At 47.1% G+C, this 17,197-nt stretch carries 20 protein-coding genes; 3 read left to right on the top strand and 17 right to left on the bottom strand.

The genetic code is table 11. The features are described from left to right. The first annotated feature begins 83 nt into the window (after positions 1 to 83). Positions 84 to 1,877 carry a SulP family inorganic anion transporter gene (locus IE064_RS01095; RefSeq protein ID WP_189615669.1) on the top strand — a complete coding sequence of 598 codons (1,794 nt, stop codon included), beginning with the start codon at positions 84 to 86 and terminating at the stop codon, positions 1,875 to 1,877. Here the strand turns inward: IE064_RS01095 and IE064_RS01090 are convergent, their stop codons facing one another. The 6 genes from IE064_RS01090 to IE064_RS01065 form a co-directional block, all read right to left on the bottom strand. After that, complete coding sequence (locus tag IE064_RS01090; RefSeq protein ID WP_189615666.1) at positions 1,878 to 2,075, bottom strand: hypothetical protein; 198 nt, start codon at positions 2,073 to 2,075, stop codon at positions 1,878 to 1,880. 396 nt (positions 2,076 to 2,471) lie between these two features. After that, the gene (locus tag IE064_RS01085) at positions 2,472 to 2,990 is read right to left on the bottom strand and encodes a DUF4145 domain-containing protein (RefSeq protein WP_189615664.1); all 519 of its coding nucleotides are present in this window, start codon (positions 2,988 to 2,990) and stop codon (positions 2,472 to 2,474) included. Continuing rightward, complete coding sequence (locus IE064_RS01080) at positions 2,990 to 3,685, bottom strand: DUF5343 domain-containing protein (RefSeq protein ID WP_189615662.1); 696 nt, start codon at positions 3,683 to 3,685, stop codon at positions 2,990 to 2,992. The genes IE064_RS01085 and IE064_RS01080 overlap by 1 nt, the downstream gene beginning before the upstream one ends. 97 nt (positions 3,686 to 3,782) lie before the next feature. Continuing rightward, a complete protein-coding gene (locus tag IE064_RS01075; RefSeq protein ID WP_189615660.1) occupies positions 3,783 to 4,481 on the bottom strand; it encodes a hypothetical protein in 699 nt (232 codons plus the stop codon). A gap of 110 nt (positions 4,482 to 4,591) precedes the next feature. After that, positions 4,592 to 5,128 carry an AAA family ATPase gene (locus tag IE064_RS01070; protein ID WP_189615658.1) on the bottom strand — a complete coding sequence of 179 codons (537 nt, stop codon included), beginning with the start codon at positions 5,126 to 5,128 and terminating at the stop codon, positions 4,592 to 4,594. Between the two features lie 221 nt (positions 5,129 to 5,349). Continuing rightward, positions 5,350 to 5,637 (bottom strand): hypothetical protein, encoded by a 288-nt coding sequence (locus tag IE064_RS01065; RefSeq protein WP_189615656.1) that lies wholly within the window; start codon positions 5,635 to 5,637, stop codon positions 5,350 to 5,352. Between the two features lie 122 nt (positions 5,638 to 5,759). Here IE064_RS01065 and IE064_RS01060 point away from each other — a divergent pair, with 122 nt between their 5' ends. Next, positions 5,760 to 6,887, top strand: coding sequence for an IS110 family RNA-guided transposase (locus tag IE064_RS01060; RefSeq protein ID WP_189615655.1), 1,128 nt, complete (start codon positions 5,760 to 5,762; stop codon positions 6,885 to 6,887). A gap of 340 nt (positions 6,888 to 7,227) precedes the next feature. Here the strand turns inward: IE064_RS01060 and IE064_RS01055 are convergent, their stop codons facing one another. The 7 genes from IE064_RS01055 to IE064_RS01025 form a co-directional block, all read right to left on the bottom strand. Then, positions 7,228 to 7,548 (bottom strand): hypothetical protein, encoded by a 321-nt coding sequence (locus IE064_RS01055; RefSeq protein ID WP_189615652.1) that lies wholly within the window; start codon positions 7,546 to 7,548, stop codon positions 7,228 to 7,230. 85 nt (positions 7,549 to 7,633) lie between these two features. Next, complete coding sequence (locus tag IE064_RS01050) at positions 7,634 to 8,461, bottom strand: TIR domain-containing protein (RefSeq protein ID WP_189615650.1); 828 nt, start codon at positions 8,459 to 8,461, stop codon at positions 7,634 to 7,636. A 129-nt stretch (positions 8,462 to 8,590) separates the two neighbouring features. After that, on the bottom strand, positions 8,591 to 9,007 hold the full coding sequence (locus IE064_RS01045) for a hypothetical protein (protein ID WP_189615648.1): 417 nt from the start codon (positions 9,005 to 9,007) through the stop codon (positions 8,591 to 8,593). Beyond that, a complete protein-coding gene (locus tag IE064_RS01040) occupies positions 9,007 to 9,654 on the bottom strand; it encodes a S1 family peptidase (protein WP_189615646.1) in 648 nt (215 codons plus the stop codon). The genes IE064_RS01045 and IE064_RS01040 overlap by 1 nt, the downstream gene beginning before the upstream one ends. A gap of 109 nt (positions 9,655 to 9,763) precedes the next feature. Next, complete coding sequence (locus IE064_RS01035) at positions 9,764 to 10,189, bottom strand: DUF2489 domain-containing protein (RefSeq protein WP_229799823.1); 426 nt, start codon at positions 10,187 to 10,189, stop codon at positions 9,764 to 9,766. Next, positions 10,182 to 10,634 (bottom strand): hypothetical protein, encoded by a 453-nt coding sequence (locus IE064_RS01030; RefSeq protein ID WP_189615642.1) that lies wholly within the window; start codon positions 10,632 to 10,634, stop codon positions 10,182 to 10,184. Before IE064_RS01030 ends, IE064_RS01035 begins: the two co-directional genes overlap by 8 nt. 121 nt (positions 10,635 to 10,755) lie before the next feature. Further along, positions 10,756 to 11,061, bottom strand: a complete 306-nt coding sequence (locus IE064_RS01025; RefSeq protein ID WP_189615640.1) for a DUF3892 domain-containing protein — start codon at positions 11,059 to 11,061, stop codon at positions 10,756 to 10,758. 257 nt (positions 11,062 to 11,318) lie between these two features. On the opposite strand from IE064_RS01025, the gene IE064_RS01020 reads away from it, so the two are divergent. Beyond that, entirely contained in the window at positions 11,319 to 12,293 is a 975-nt protein-coding gene (locus IE064_RS01020; protein ID WP_189615638.1) for an integron integrase, read from the top strand. Positions 12,294 to 12,560: 267 nt separating this feature from the next. On the opposite strand, the gene IE064_RS01015 is transcribed toward IE064_RS01020, so the two are convergent. The 4 genes from IE064_RS01015 to pdsR all read right to left on the bottom strand — a co-directional run bounded on the left by IE064_RS01015 (position 12,561) and on the right by pdsR (position 17,182). Then, positions 12,561 to 12,830: a YihD family protein gene (locus tag IE064_RS01015; protein ID WP_133037563.1), complete on the bottom strand. Its 270-nt coding sequence runs from the start codon at positions 12,828 to 12,830 to the stop codon at positions 12,561 to 12,563. A gap of 195 nt (positions 12,831 to 13,025) precedes the next feature. Further along, positions 13,026 to 14,204: a cystathionine beta-lyase gene (locus IE064_RS01010; RefSeq protein WP_189615636.1), complete on the bottom strand. Its 1,179-nt coding sequence runs from the start codon at positions 14,202 to 14,204 to the stop codon at positions 13,026 to 13,028. 123 nt (positions 14,205 to 14,327) lie between these two features. After that, positions 14,328 to 16,493 (bottom strand): proteobacterial dedicated sortase system histidine kinase, encoded by a 2,166-nt coding sequence (pdsS, locus tag IE064_RS01005; protein WP_229799822.1) that lies wholly within the window; start codon positions 16,491 to 16,493, stop codon positions 14,328 to 14,330. Beyond that, entirely contained in the window at positions 16,490 to 17,182 is a 693-nt protein-coding gene (pdsR, locus tag IE064_RS01000; RefSeq protein WP_189615634.1) for a proteobacterial dedicated sortase system response regulator, read from the bottom strand. Before pdsR ends, pdsS begins: the two co-directional genes overlap by 4 nt. Positions 17,183 to 17,197 lie beyond the last annotated feature (15 nt).

Genomic DNA, 17,197 nt, shown 5'->3' with positions numbered 1-17,197 from the left:
ACATTCAAGGGGCTCGCAACTGCACAATTTCCATGTCATAACTTGTGAAAAGACAGTTTTCCATATTTGTTGACGGGAGCAACATGGATAGCAAAGTCACCTTTTCCGCCATCACTCAAAATTCCAGATTTTCCCAGTGGTTTCCCGGCCTGGCTGGATTACTGCAGTATCAGCGTGACTGGCTGAAAGATGACTTGCGCGCTGCACTGTCGGTAACCGCAGTCGCCTTGCCAGTGGCTATCGCTTATGCCCAACTGACCGGTGTCAATGCGGTAGCTGGGCTATACGCCTGTATTTTGCCTATGCTCGCCTATGCGATATTTGGCACCTCAAAACAGTTGATCGTCGGCCCCGATGCCGCTACCTGCGCCGTGATTGCGGCGGTCGTCACGCCGCTTGCGGGTGGCGATGCTGTACGGCAATGGCAGTTGGTGATGACCATGACGTTATTGACCGGATTTTGGTGTTTGCTGGCGTCACGTTTCAGCTTTGGGGTATTAGCGGAATTTCTTTCAAAACCAATTCTTATCGGGCTGCTCAACGGGGTGGCAATTACCATCATTGTTGGGCAGGTGGCGAATATTTGTGGTTTTACCTATACCGACCGTTACTTGTTGGAACGTTTGTATCACAGCGTTGAATATTTGCAGTTAACCCACTTGCCAACGCTAGGCGTCGCCTTGGTGACGTTAGGGATTTTTTTGCTCTGTCGCTGGCTAAGTCCACAATGGCCTGCCGCCATGGTTGCCATCGCAGGCGCAACCTTGTTGTCGTGGTTGTTGAATGTGGCGCACTATGGTGTTGATGTGGTGGGTGAAACCAAAAGTGGTATTCCAGAGTTTCAAAGTCCGGTGTTTGATTTGGGACTCATTCGTGAATTAGTTATGCCAGCGCTTAACTTAGCCATGGTTAGCTTTATTAGCATGATGCTGACCGCTCGCAGTTTTGCAGCTAAAAACGGCTATGATATTGATGCGGATAAAGAATTTAGGGCGCTTGGTATTGCCAATATTGCAGCCGCTATCTCGCAAGGATTTGCGATCAGTGGTGCCGATTCGCGTACCGCAGTGAACGATGCCAACGGCGGCAAAAGTCAGTTGGTATCGGTATTCAGCGCCTTAATGATCTTGCTGGTGGTGCTGTTTTTTACCGCCCCGTTGCAATTTATTCCCGCACCAGCCTTGGGGATTGTGTTGGTGATAGCATCGTTGTCGCTGATTGACTTTCATGCGGTTTGGAGCCTCCGAAAACGGGATAATGGCGCTTTTACGCTGGCCACGATAACCTTGTTCGCGGTGCTGTTTATCGGGATCATTCCCGGCATTACGCTGGCAGTTTTGCTCGGACTATTTCAGTTTATTCGGTTGGTGATGCGTCCTTCCGACCAACTGCTGGGTATCAGCCAGAAGGGGATCCTGCGCAGCCTAGACAAAACGGACAAAGCTAAACCTATCCCCGGGATCCTGATCTATCGTTTTAACTCACCCTTGACCTATTTCAACGCGGTCTACTTCAAGCGCCAGCTATTACACCGTATTACCGAACAGGAAACTCCAGTGGAATGTGTGGTCGTAGATGCCGTGAGCTGTTTCAGTCATATGGATATCAGCGTGATGTCAATGATTGATGAACTGCAAAAACAGTTGCGCAAACAAGGTGTTAATTTGATTCTTGCCGGCCGCAAACGTGAGTTAATCAAATGGTGCGAAATGGCTGGCATTAAAACGGGCGGGGAAGGGCGGTTAACTATCCGCTCAGATCTCACGATGGCAGTGCGTATGCACCAGAACTATAAACAGGCATTGCAGCAGGGGATTGCACCGCAATTGCGGAGGTCTGAAGACCCAGATCAGGCACTTACTCATGCCATCCTATAGTTATTCCTCGCAAAACAGTTCACTGGGGAGAAATCCTTGCACAGTATAATAGCCAATCGGGCCGAATATCAGGCTGGCCATCAGCCAGTGATAACGCCGACTGAAACTCAACCGCAGGCGGCTAGTGTACGCGCGCCAGGCAAATAGAAGATTGAGTGCTACCAGTATTGCGGCTCCCACTAAAATGGCGATATCCATAAATGCGTTCCTTTTTATTAAACGCAGACGAGAGAACTCCCGTTACAACAGCGCTCCATTTACAACTTCCTTGGTATCGGTACAACTTGTACTGATAACGACAATCTAGGTTTTGCCACACTTTAGAAAAGATGAATTTGATTTAAAACAAATTTGTCAATTTTTCGTCTCAGACTGTGACACAGGTTTCCCTTATATATCAATATGTCGAAGTGGATGTGACGACTCCTTGGCCGCAGTATTCATTAAGGTGTTGCCTTCCATAAAACGTAGACCGTGAGCTTTTTATCGGCTACGTCAGCGAAAGTATGGAATGGCTCCTAATTACAACAATGAACGGGCTCATCAGGGGAAAATGGGTAACTGTCAGATCAGGTCTGAGCTAGTACATATAAGTCACTTTAGCGATGCCAAATATATGAGTTCTTGAACTACATTCCTTATATCTGCCATGACGTTGTCTATGTCCCTTCGCTGAGCGATAAATCTTCTACTGTGGGCTGATTTATCGCCAATATCTTTAAGTGCTTTGAGCGATTTTTTTGCATTCCGCCCAATATTCCATGAACTCTCAGACAAAGTAGCTGAAATTAGGTCACTTAAATAAATAAAATCTCCGGTTGTATTTTGTATCTTGTGCGCGATACCTTTCGATTCAAAACACTCAATGATAAGAGTTTCTATTAATCTGCGAATCATTACCGCGCAGCCATCATACCAACCGTTTTCATAGGTGCCATTAATTTGATGAGACAACTTTTCTATGTATCCACGTGTACCTTGGACTAGAGACATATAGATTATTGGCTGCTCAGTACTATGCCCGGTATCTTCAGGAGGGAGATTATTAGCCCTTAATTCATCGTTCAGTACTTTTACCTTAGCTAGTACATTCGAGATATTATCTTCCAACATTAGCTCTTGAAGTCCTTGAGGTGCTTAGCCATAGATTCAAATATCTTATCAATTTGCTCAGGCGAACTTTCTGGAGAGATATGCACTTGAACGTCGATATGCAAACGAGGGGAAAACCCATGTGCTTTTCCAGCATCTGCTGGATTCGAATTTGGTGCATCAGAAGGCTTAGGTTTACTCTCTGGCTCTTTTTTCTTTGTTGTCGCTGCCTTTTTGGGACTGTCGGCCTTTGGTTTAGCTGCCTTGGGCTTGGTGACATCTTTAGCAGCTTGAGGCGTTTTCTGAAGAAGCATAATGTAGGTGGTCGCGAACATTTTTGCTGCCGGCTCCCCAACTTTTGCATCTCTCATAAACCAAGAAGTCACATCTGATAGCTGGGCATCTGGAGTGTGAAAAAGATCCTGCAATTCTTGCGGATAAATTGATTCAATTATCTTTTCGCACACTTCTGGATATTTGGAATCATCACGCCAATCGTAAGCGAGTTCGGTTGGCTTAGAATCCTCACTAACTATTCCAAGTGCCTTCAGCGGGGAAACCACATTAGCTCTGGCCGATCCCTCTGCCATTCCCATTGCACTGGCGACATAAGATGCACTCATTTCTCCAGGGACTCTTTGCTTCAATTTGTCCCGTAGTCCAAACCAGTTCGCTTGCGCAATTTTTGGATATCCCTTTTTCTTTTCTTCTGCCATCTTGTGATTTCCTACATTGTTTCGATTGACTTATAACGTCGCAAATCACCAGCGCTGAGCGAAAGCGAAGCGTCCGAGTGGATTTGCCTTGTTATGCCTAGCATACAGAAGAGACCCATTGCTCCTGCTTCTCTGAAAGAGGGTATTCCAGGCGCGAAAGATATTTCCGTTCCATTTCAAATAATTTTACTCTCTTCGTCTGGTTGCCATCGTACGAGATACGTGACAAATGGCATTCCCGCCCCCTATCTATCCAAAGGTCTTCATAATTTTCCACCTCGGTTTCGTAGAAGAAGCAGAACTTCAATTTTCGTTGCTTATTACGGCTTTTGCTAGGAAGAAAATTGATTAGCGTCACGTACACATAAGGAAGAAGCGCCGGATCCAAATCCACATACCCATAGACGTTAATTCGCCTGCCCTCCTCTAGAATTGAAACAAACTCCCTCAGATCTAGGTAGGGAACCATTTCATTTAACCTACTCCATATAGCGTTGATATTGCTCCTTGCAAACTCGCGGTTCCGTGCGGCGGCAGCTGGATCTGCGTTAGCAGGGGTTTTACCAAGATACGGTCGTGACGCAGGATCTTTAGTTGGACAGAACAAGCTGTCATTGTGATAAAAATGCCCGTCATCTTTTTTGTGACCAGCCCTTACCTTCATTCGCCTTTTGCAGACGGGGCAACGGCCACCCACATATTCATTGGGCAATTGGAAACCATTCTTAGCAGCAAGCTGAATATATTCCGGATGAGTAATTAGTTCGTTTTTGTGCGGGTGAAGTACTTCAAACATAGTTTAGCTTCCTTGTTTACAAGGCATAACGCTTTGCTAAGGGGCCGGAGCAGCGAAGCTGCGTAGGTCCCACGGAGGGCCAAAGGCCCGGAGTAAACTTGAGGAACTTGTTAGCCGTCGCGCGTTCTTTGCAAGATGAACTCAACCCTTTCCTCAACCGAAGCCTTGGGAACTTCTATTAGCTCATAACCAAAATATTCGTAAGCCCTCACCATTTCATCATACGTTGCAACAGCCTCATTAAAGTCCTGTTTACGCTCCTTATCATTCTCGTAAATCAGCTCCCATGGAGGAAAAATAAAAACCTTTAGGTTATAGGCCAATTCATGGCAACTCTTTAGCAAGCAATCGGATATTGGTATTTCCTCAAGCTTACTGTACCCGTATGAGTCAATTATGCTTCGGTCAAAAAAGGTAAGAATAGAACTACCATAGTTTTTGTAATTGCTAATTTCTTCAGAAACCATCTCGTCTCTAAACGCTTTCTTATCCATCCAAGGTAACGCAACACCTTGAGAGTTAACTTGTGACTGGATGACTTTCCGCCCCACCTCTGGCGCACTCTGATAACCAAGACGACATAGAAAGTCAATGACGGCGGTTTTCCCTGAGCCAGGTCCACCAGTAAAAACTACTCGATAATTCAAGCATACCTCTCTAGACGGCTAACGCCTGAATTAAGCCGACCCGAGAAGCGGGTTCGGCTTGAATGAATTGTTAGGGGATAGACGACGCACTGTACGAGCAAGCCACCAGACGATTGCAGCAGCGAACAAATTGAATCCAATAGACCAAGTTTGCTCGGGTTGCATAAGCGAGTAGTTAAATTCGCTGCCAATCATGAAATTGCCATTGAGCTTAAGAGGCGCTACTTGCAGCGATTCACCGTTACGTGGAAGCCGCTTGATAAGAAGTAACCAATAATTGGTGAGCTGAAGGACGGGACCTGCACGAACCAATACTTAAGCGTGGCGCGCTCCGCGCCCTTTGCCGCCTCCAATAGACGCATCCCGCAGAAGACGGCCATAAATGCGATACAAAACAACCACTCGAGTGGATTGCTGCGAGATATGAGCAGCGTCAATCCCGCCGCGAAGCCAATGGCACCGCCACCAAGAGTAAGAATTCCAATTGTCCGACGCAGCCAAAGCTTCATCCTGTCCCCTAGACATAATGATTCCCTGAGCAGGTGTCGGCCTCCGTGTTTTCTCGTGGATTAGTTAAACCAGAACCACACTGTTTGTTGATCCAATAGGCAAACAATCACAGGAGGCCGACATGTCTAAAGCTAACACACTTTTTATCGGGTTGGACGTACACAAGGAGACCACTGACGTGGCCTGGGTTTCTGATAAGTCTGCTGAGACTGTGCATTACCATGGCACAATCCCAACCAACCTGCGTTCATTCGATAAACTCATTAAGAATCAAATAGCCAAGACCAGCAAGCTCTGTGTTATCTATGAGGCCGGGCCCTGCGGCTTCTGGCTCTATCGTCATCTGTTGCGCCGTGGCATTGAATGCTGGGTGGTAGCACCGGCACTCATCCCCAAAGCTCCGGGCGACCGGGTCAAAACCGATAAACGCGATGCCATGACATTGGCCAGGTTAGCGCGTAGCGGCGATTTGCACTCTATTTATGTTCCGGATGAGCGGGATGAAGCTATCCGCGACCTTATCCGCTGCCGGGAAGATGCCATGCTCGATTTGCGCCAGGCACGGCAACGGCTGAAATCCTTTCTGCTGCGTCATGGTCATCCCTGCACAGGTCGGCAAAACTGGACCGAGGCCTATCGACGCCACCTGGCTGATATCAACTTTCCGCAAAGTGCTACTAAAATCACCTTTCAGCATTACATTCATATCGTTACCGAGCGCTATGAGCGCTTGCAACGGCTGGAATTGGAACTGCAAAGCCTGGCCGAAAGCTGGCGTTGGTACCCACTGGTGCAACGTCTGACGGTACTGCGTGGAGTACGTTTCTTATCCGCTATGACCCTATTGGCGGAACTGGGTGACCTCAGACGCTTTGCTTCTCCGCGTTCACTGATGAACTTTGTCGGTTTGACACCCAGCGAACACTCCAGTGGTCAGCGGGAACGGCGTGGTGGCATCACTAAGTGCGGCAATAGCCACGCCAGACGCATCCTTATTGAATCGGCCTGGGCCTATCGTTTCCCTGCTCGGGTCTCAAGGGAATTGGAAAGTCGCCAACAAGAGCACTCTATCAAACTGCAAACTCGCTCATGGGAAATCCAGCAGCGCCTATGTCGACGTTTTCATACCTTAAAAGCAAGAGGCAAAGAATACAATAAAGTCGTTACCGCTGTGGCTCGCGAACTGACAGGTTACATTTGGGATTTAGCCCAAGGTTTTGATGCCGATATGCCACAACAAGCGTACTGAATTACATTTAAAAATCACTCTGGCAGCGCCGGACGGCGGCAGCGGTGCGAGCAACCCTCGAGGGCGTTAAGCGGTCACATCCGCGCTCCTAGACTGAGGCAAGGCTCCTGCGGCGAACACAAGTAATGCGAATAACCAAACTCGCGGATATCAGCAAGGTCAACCGCCGACACTTACTCGCCAAAGTCCGACTGTCAGAGTGTCCTTACCGGAGATTTTTGGGTCTCCGGTAAGGACACTCTTATCTATTTGACAATGGGAATCATATCAACGCCCGCCTAAACGGCGAGCAACTTGTTGCGAGTCCAGCGGCCGCAGGCCGTGTTGTTTAAGGCGCTTGTTATATTTTTCTTTCAATGACGAACTCTGATTCGTCGCCGTTATGAATGAATATTTCGCCTTCGCCTTTAAAAGGAGTTGTGAACTCGATTTTTCCACGACCACACAGATCATCGCCTTCACATTCACCTTGCCATGAAAACTCCATATAGGGTAAGCGTGTAGATACACGGGCATCAACCCAGCCTTTTACCGCACCGAAAACAAATTCCCCTAAGCCGTCATCAGTAAATTCAAAGTAACCGGGTTCAACTAAATCTACATAGTCTTGACCCCAGTTTGACATCCAAGTGATACACCACTTACCAACGAAATCGTGCACTTAAACTCTCCGAAAAATATAACGTTTGAGTTCAGCGGATGGCAAAAGCGGAGCTTTTGACAGTCCGCTGGAACGCATTGTTAGCCTAGAGTGCGTTGTTCATGTCAACAACATATCCAGAATTTAACATTTCTTTGGCTACAGCAAAGCGCCATCCACCGTTGCCGTCAAGCTGGACATAGACAACGCCGCTGATGTCGTTTGGAGTTTCAACATCACCTTTTACTAAAGCGCAAACGTTCGAGCGACCTAATTTTCCGATCAGGTAGCCATGCTCGAATACAACATTTTGTCGGGCTCGTGGCTTGGTACTGCTCTCCCCAGCAATGCATCCAATATCGCAGGGCGTATACAATACAATGGCAAAGCCGACGTTTGTATGGGCCTCAATTTTCTCAATTATTGTTTTTCCGGAACTCGCCTGCTCATGGAGAATAATTGCACTAAAACCTAGTTTTTCAACAAAGCGCGCCACCTCTGTTTTTGCATGATCATCCCTGCCATGCACAATAAAAACCTTGTTTTTATCTGCTCGGATTGATTTTTCAGACGAGGTGCTTGGCTTTAAGATTTCACCTACGGATCTAAGAGCTTCTTTTGTGATGTCATGGACGTATCTATCGTTATTCACAACAGTTATCGCTGTGTGCACATAAAATACGTTCGGGCTTACTTGGCTCTGGGCGATGTCGCGCAACTCTGCTAATGACCTGTCAGATGACTTTATTTTTAGTGACCTAATATTCTGGCGGTTTATGTGCCTGCCGTTGACGTAAATTTGTTCGCTTTGTGAATACGGTCGAACAATAAGATCAATAATATCGTCAAGATTTTCGCAATCCAGTTCATAACAGCGTTCGTAATCACCCTTTTTGTTCTTGTCTGTGGTTTCTACTATTGCGTGGTAATACATATTGTCTCGCTTTAATTTAGCTAGTTTCGACGGCGGCTAACTTCTGTGGATTATGGCTAACGTTAGCCGTAACCGGCGCATTTGTAGTGAGCGCAGCGAACGAAAAATGCGTCCGAGTTTACGGCATTGTTAGCTTGCTGCGCACCATGCGTTAACCCCCATTTTCCCAACTAGGTGCAGCAACACAGCTACAGCAGGCGCAAGTAACGTGGCTGTATAGCCTAGCGTAGCGCCAAGTGCAGTTGATATAACGCTCACATAGATTGTTTTAACAACAGGCGACTCTGCGCCAAGTTGTTTACGAAAATCTTCATAAGCCTCATCACCACAGATAAACTTGCGAAATTCCTCCATGAAACGGTCGAAGAATGGTTCGGGATTAGACACACCGCCAAATCCTACTGTAGAGCTTGGCCCTTGTGCAGAAAGCCATTTTTTCGCTGTTTCTTCTTCGCTGCACTGATTGGTAAGCGCTCTGATTGTAGATTTCTGATACGGCTTAAGAGTGTCAATCCATTCATCAAGAGGAGAGTCTTCGATGTTCATTAGATCATCTCCTTTATGTATTCAGCTGATATACATTGGGTCGTTTGATGCAACTCTCTTGGATTAATTCCACCAAGAGAAATTCCAGCTCCCTCTGGAGCGTATGCACCATTAAGCATTCCAACGATTTTTTGCAGTTTAGGGGAGAAAATTAGAGAGCCAGACTGTCCTGGGCGTGCTTGAGTATTAATAACAGCATATTTACTTTTAATGCCAGTAGATTCAAGTAACACCTTTGAGCCTATCTCGGCTCTTTGGAAGGTCAATACGCGACGTCCCTCAACGCAATGCGGAAAACCAAAAATACCCACGGATTCCGAAACCTCTACCTCATCAAAACTTCCTATTGTTGGTAGCTGCCCATTAAATTGAGCGTCAACTTTTAGGATTGCGAGATCCTTGACCGGATCAATTTCTTGTATTTTTACTGGCATAGCCTGACAGCTTGTGTCAGAGGTATCTTGAAACGCATTAATATCGTTGATGTGGGGCGCCAGAATTACTAGACCTTGCTCTGAGTCTCCAACCACATGTCTAGTAGTAGCTATCAATCCATTATTCTTTACAAAGAATCCTGTACCAAGCATAGATATGCCATTTGTTCCGACTCGTCCTATCACTACTACTATTTGTGTGAAAATCTGCATGCGTTCTCCATGGTTTGATTTTGCAAGCTAACGTTGCCAACAGCGGCCGAAAAACCGCGTAGCGGGTTTGAGGTCCAGCGACCAAAGGGAGCGATGCTGCTTGGCCTTGTTAAGCACTGAACCTCTCCGACAGTGATTTACATTGAGCCAACGAGAATTCCTTTGCCCATTTTATTGATTCTTGAATTTCTGGTTCATCGCGTTCAAGAGCCTCTTTTGACCAATATTGCCTAGGTGCACCTATTGGCAGATGATCAATTTCAGAAGCGACAGCTGTGAATGCTAAAAAATCTTGATCGTCTTCTGATACCTCAACTTCGAATCGAAGTGAGGCTAATTCAACTACTCCTTCAAGATAATGAATAGACCCATCAAGCATGCCCGAGGCAAGCTCGTGAACTCTTGCCCTCTTTTTCTCGACGTATTCTTCGTGGCTCATTTTCATAGGGTGCTTAACGCCCAAAGCACAGGCGCGAACGCAGTGAGCGTCCAGCCGCGCTTTTTGCGGGCGATTGTGCCTTTGTTTGTTAGGCATTGACGGTTGCAGTTTGACCAATATGAACAGCGATACGCCAAAAATAGAAAGCCGTAATAACAGTAGTAATCAGTACATCCCACATAGTAGTTCCTTCAGGAATGTCAAAGCCAACGCTCGTCATCACAATTCCAGTAACTACGGCCAAAGGAAGAATAACAACCAGAAGCCTAACAGTGACGACCCACCCAATAGCAAAATACTTGGCGAGGAAATTAGTTCCTGAGTCACCGCCATTGCTGGAATATGCGTATAGAAGACCTATCACCGAAACAGGAATAAGAAGTAATGCTGAAAATAAATCAAATTCATTCGTCTCACTGAAGGGAATCATGGCCAAACCTACAAATATTGTGTAGGCGACTAAGTATTTGAGCATGCTTTTCTCAGATACATTCCCAGCAATAAAGTCCTCTTTTAGTTTATTAATTTTCCAAAAGTACATCGTTTCTCCTTGGTTTAGTTTTAATATTACCTAACGCCGCCAACACGGGCCGAGCGAAGCTAGGTCCAGCCCAATGCGTTTTTTTGCATTGGGCGCCTGTGCTTGGCCTTGTTAAGCTTTTTTAGAATTCTGGTAAATTCTCTAGATTATCTTCTTCCTTGCCGTTATCCACCGTTTTTAAATAGCCAACCCCTTTTACAGTTATGACGTAAACTTTTTGCCCTTTGTCATAATTTCCTGAACTATTTTTGTAGATCGTAACGAATGTGGTTCCATTTTTTATTGCGTCGACGATTGTTTGGCGAGCGTACACTTTGCCCTCACCAACTGAGTCTCCTGTATCTTCATGAGCTCTAACCTGATCAATATGGGTATGATCTGAGTTATACCGTACAGCTGAAATAAGATAATCTGCCCACTTTGCCATGTACCTTTCTCCTTGGTTGTATTCGGTTTGAAGCTTAACAGTGTATTAGACGACAAAATGTCGTGTTTAATTCCGACATTTTGTCCAAATTCGTGAATTTACATAAATAAGATCTTACTGACATTCTTTTGATATATAAAAATATTTTCATTTTTTGAACAATCTTTCGTACGTCAAAATACCCCGAAGTGTCTAAAATTTGCCCATTTTGCGACATATGGGTAATACTGTTTATAAATACAGTGTCGAAGGTTGCTATGACATCACCATTTTTACAGGCATTTGCCGAACATATGACCACGCGCCGATATGCCAAACGAACAGTACAAGGCTACCAGTATTGGGTCGCGGTCTTTATTCGATATCACCAGATGCGGCATCCTAGTGGGTTACATAATGCGGAAGTCGAACAATTTCTATCCTACTTAGCCAATGAGCGAAATATGGCGGTTAAATCTCAGGCCACCGCGCTGAATGCATTGGTGTATCTGTACCGAGATTTTTTAAATAAGCCATTGTCATTGCAACTCGCATTTGTCAAAAGTACTCGCCAGATGAAATTACCCACTGTATTGACGAAATCTGAGATTAGCCTTGTGTTGCAGCAGGTTGCACTCCAACACAAGTTATGTATTTCGCTGCTGTATGGCAGTGGTCTGCGGCTGATGGAGGCCGTAAGACTACGTGTAAAGGATATCGATCTGGATTATCAATGTATCCGCATTTGGAACAGTAAAGGTGGTAAACATCGCACGGTAACCTTGCCACAAAGCCAGTTATCTTCCTTAAAGCAACAGATTGAAACTGTGGTTCAATATCTACAACATGACATCATTCATCGAGATTGGGCCGGCGTATGGATGCCACACCGTTTGCGTGATAAATACCAAAGTCAGAGTCGCTCACTTGCTTGGCAGTATCTATTCCCCTCAGCAAAATTAGCGGTAGATCCAGAGTCTGGACTCGTTCGACGCCATCATATTAATGAAAAACAGATACAACGCACCATATCCGCCACGGCTAAACGAGTGGGCATTCAGAAACATGTTTCGCCACACACATTGCGGCACTCTTTTGCCACACATTTACTGGAGTCGGGAGCAGACATCCGTACTGTACAAGAACAGCTCGGTCATGCCGATATTCGAACTACGCAGATTTACACCCATGTTTTATCGCGAGGAGCTAACAGTGTGAAAAGTCCGCTAGACGGGCTAGAACTTAATTTCTAACAAACTGTTATGTATAGCTACCGCACGGGTGAGATATTGCAATATCCATCCTTGATAATTGTAATTGTTGGCGTCCTTTACTTATTGATAACAATTTACTGCAGATAATGGCCATGAACAAGTGGCATTTATGGGAATGCGGAATGTCGATGATGCACATACGATAGCTGTGAATGTTAGCCTCATGATGAGCTATCCCATACTAAGTCAGTGAGCGGCGAGAGCCCCACGAACGGATGCGTTATAACTTGAGCGATCCCATTGCAGTTACTCATCAAGCATACCTCTGGCGCGTAGGATCGCAGTTTTAAAGTCCTCCACATAGTCTTTCTGCAATCCGGGGATTGGCTGATTTTTATCGGTTTCACGCATTTTGAGGTGATAAATCAATACATCATCGGATAAATCCTGAAGCTCGCCTTTATAACCCGCTTCTTGCGCCAGCTGTGCCAATAATTGCAGTAAACTCAGGTCTGGCGATTTTTGCCAGACTGGGGTCAGCAGTTCCAATAATTCGTTGATACGATGGCAATTCATTACATTATCCTTGGTGGCGGCATGACCATCAACATAGCAGTGATAGTCGCCTCTGCAAAGCGGAATGGGTGAGTGTGGAGTGATGTGACTCAGAATTAAGGATTAAGCCAATAAGGTTTAGCGCTAATAACCAATGAGCAACACGAAGGGGTACCCATTGGTTAATTCTACTGTGTATTTATAAGATGATTGCGCTCATGCGCCCAGCGCTGCGTGATAGCGAGTAAACGCGGCTTGTAGATCAGCAATCAGATCCTCGGTGTCTTCCAGACCAATATGTAGCCGGAACATCGGTTTACTGCTGTCCCACTGGGTCACTGTGCGAATTTTATCGATGCCAAATTCAGCAACAATTAGGCTTTCATAGCCGCCCCAAGAAAAGCCCATCTTGAAATGTTCCATGCCTTCGACAAAAGCCTTCATCGCTTGGCGATCGCCGGTTTTCAATACAAACGAAAACAGGCCGTTACTGCCGAGATAGTCACGTTTGAAAAACTCATGACCGGGGCAGGAGGGAAAAGCGGGGTGGCGGATATGATCTACTTCTGGACGAGTTTCTAGCCAATGGGCAATCGTTAACGCATTTTTCTCTTGCTGCGCCATGCGTACGCCCAATGTCCGTAGACCGCGCAGTGCTAGGTAGGCATCGTCGGCTGAAACACACTGGCCAAGCAGATAGCTGTTTTCCCGTAGCTGTTCCCAATGCTGTTCATTAGCGGTGGCGGTCCCCATCATTACATCGGAATGGCCAACAATATATTTGGTGGCAGCTTGAATCGAGATATCAACGCCTAATTCAAATGGACGGCAATTGATGGGCGATGACCACGTGTTGTCCAGCATTGCAACCAGCCCATGTTGATGGGCTATTTGGCATAGTGTTGGCACATCCTGAACTTCCATGGTGATAGAACCGGGAGATTCCAAATACAGCACTTTAGTGTTCGGCTGTATCAGCTCAGCAATGCCAGCGCCTATCATCGGGTCGTAGTAGGTGGTCGTAATGCCCAGCCCGGCCAGCAGTTTGTCACAGAGGTCGCGGGTAGGTTCATAGACGCTGTCAACCATCAGCAGATGGTCACCACTTTTTAGAAAAGATAACAGCGCGCCGCTAATGGCGGCAGCACCGGAAGGGTAGAGCGCGGTACCCACACCGCCTTCAAGTTCAGCGATTGCGGCTTGCAGGGCGAAGTGGGTGTCGGTGCCTCGACGGCCATAAAACAGTTCACCTTTGCCACGACCCTCGGCGGCTTTGGCGAGATGTTCCAGACTTTCAAACACAACGGTTGAGGCGCGGACGACCGGCGGATTAATAACACCTTTGGTCCATTTTTTATCCCGTCCGAGGGAAACAATTTTTGTCGCTCTTTTCATTATTGGGCTCTTGCACGGCTTGGCATTCTGAATGGTCAACAGTTTCCCCAATATTTAGGGAAGTAGGCATCTTAACACTGAAATCGCTGTTGAGAAGCACTGCGTGGCTGAGAGTTGTTCATGTTAGCCCGGTAAGGGCAGGGTCAGGGTAAACATTACGCCGGAACCATCGCCCAAGTTGGCGGCTTTTATGGTGCCACCATGAAACGCCGCAATCAGCCGCGCAATATACAATCCCAGCCCCAGATGGGGTTTTTCCTGAGCCCCGGCTGGCCGCACGGATACCATGGACTCGAAAATCTGCTCACTCATGTTTTCTGGTAGCAGTGGTCCTTTGTTTTCCACGGTGAGAATGGCCTGTTTTGCCTGAGTACGCAGCACCAGATTGATAGGCGTTTCTGGGCTATGAAATTCCAGTGCGTTACTGATAAGTTTATCCAGTAACTGAGCAATGTATTCTGGCACGCCGAGCATCATCAGCGGTTCATCTGGTTGTTTTAAAGTGAAATGTTGCTGCGGATAGGTCATTTGATAACCCGCCACACAGCCACTGACCACTTTAGTCAACGGAAATTGGTCGGCGTCGCTATTGTTAAGTGATTCTTCCAGGCGCGTGGCTTCACTCATATTGGCAAGGATCAACGACAACCGTTTTACCCCTTCCTGTGCCCGGTCAACATATTTCATGGCATCGTTGTCGATGGGTTGCAGGCTGAGATGCTCCAGCGAGCTACGTACCACGGCAACCGGCGTGCGCAGCTCATGGGATAACCGCGACGACATGTTTTCTAAGTAATGCGTATATTGTCCGAGCCGTGACACGATATTGGCAAAGCTGCGTGACAGATCGCCAATTTCATCGCGAACCGCTGAAGACGGAATGGTATCGCGCACGCGCCCCTGGCTATCAATGGCCTTTTCGGCCTGATCCCTAAGTTTACGGATGCGGCTGGAGATGCTAGAGGCAAAAAAGAACAATGACAGAGTGCCGACACTCATCACGATCAGAATGATATTGAACAGTTTTTCCAGTGCCCGGTTACGCAAGGTACGAATGCCGTGGGTGGTTTCTTCAGCCACTACCGCGCCCATTACCTTGTTGTCTATCCAGATTGGGCTGGCGGCGGATAACACCACCGCTTTGCTGTCGGGCGTCAAACGCCAAGTGGAGGCTAATTTGCCCGCCAACGCTTGCTGAATTTGACTGCCTTGCAGTTCGGTTGAGTCCTGCAAGGCGTCAATGAAATCGTTGGGTGGGCGGGTCAATATTTTGTAGTAGATGGGGTTGAGATACTGTTTTTGTAGACGGCTCCAAAAGGTTTCGGGTTCGTCGTCTACTTCGCCCCAAACACCATTACTATTGCGAATGTCGCCAGATTTTGCCAACACCCGCCCATGGGTATCAACGACCCAGATGCGTGAACTGTTATGGCTCATGCCTTTAATGATGTTTTCAATTTCAGGTGACGGAACTAACACAGTACCGAGCCGATCGACGCTATCGGTGGCGGACGTGCCAACAATCGCTTCTAGCTTGCGAGTCTTGCTGTCATTGACATCGTGAATGGCAAATCCCAATTTACTGCCCACCATCTCCAGCGGCATACGCAGTTCAATGTTGTAACCTTGTTCGGTCTTGCGCCATTGTCCCTGGATACGATTTTCTGGCGTGGCGGGAGAACTGAGGCTGGCATCGGCAGGCAGTTCATAACTGCTGAGCCAGCCGTCTTTCATGTTGGCCACCACATAGCGGTGAAAGCTGCCATCCTGGGCTTGGGTGGCAATATCCAGATAATCATTACGATCAACGGCTAAGCTATTACGGCCGCGGTAAACTACATGCGGATCGGTGACTTCAAAAAAGCCATAAAGATAGCCGCTGTATTTACCGACCATATGACGGAAAGACAGCTTGGAGTCGCTGTTCTGTGCCAGAAATAGGCGGTAACCATCGCCATATTCCATAGACTTACTGCGGTATTGCTCCCAGTCATCCAGCTTGCCGTCCAGTTGAATGGGGCCTTGCAGCGGATACGCGTAAAGATCGCGACCTTTTTCCACTTGTTTGAGAAAACTTGCTTGGGAATCAAACAGCTTTGGCCGTTCGTGTAATGCGGTAGCTAATGCCTGTGTGGTGCCTTCGAGGGTCTTTTCTTGGCCGTGGCGCAAGTACTTTTCCATCTCCCAGACGTACTGATAACCGAGCCAAGGCAAGCCTAACAGAAATAGCGACAGCACCAGAGTTTTGCTGCGTAGCCCAATGGGCGGATGATAAACCGGTATCTTCACGCGTGACTATCCCAACGATAACCCATGCCATATACCGTATCGATGCAGTCAAATTCTGGGTCCAGCGCCAGAAACTTTTTGCGGATACGTTTAACGTGAGAGGTGATGGTACTGTCATCTACATAGATCTTGGCTTCCTGCATTAGATCGCCACGACTGCGTACATGGCCGGGATGTTTGGCTAAGGCATGCACCATCCAGAATTCGGTAACCGTGAGTTCAATCGGCGTGTTTTTCCAACACACCTGAATGCGGTTGGCATCAATGGACAGATGCCCACGTTCCATTAATGATTCGCTGGAATTGCTGTTGTCAGCCAAATCGCTACGGCGGAATAGCGCTGCTAACCGTGCTAGCAAGTGGGGAAAACTCACATCTTTGCTGAGGTAGTCATCGGCTCCGAGTCGCAGCCCACATACCGTATCAAAATCGCTGTCGCGCGCCGTCAGGAAGATAATTGGCAGAGTCCCGGACATGGCCCGCAACGCCTGACACAGGGTAAAACCACCATCAATTTCATGCTCCAGCCCAATATCAATAATGGCCAGATCTGGCAACCGAGTATTGAACGCTAACATCGCCTCAGCGCGGTTCGCATAACCTTGCACGTTATAGCCCTGATTCTGTAATACGTCCTTATAGTTCTCACGAATGGCGGCTTCATCCTCCACGATAGCGATGCGTTTCATATGCGCGGAAATCTC

This window comes from Shewanella fodinae (assembly GCF_014651955.1).
Taxonomy (GTDB): domain Bacteria; phylum Pseudomonadota; class Gammaproteobacteria; order Enterobacterales; family Shewanellaceae; genus Shewanella; species Shewanella fodinae.
The sequence above is the reverse complement of the archived record's forward strand: the minus strand, read 5'-3'. Positions and strand labels throughout refer to the sequence as shown.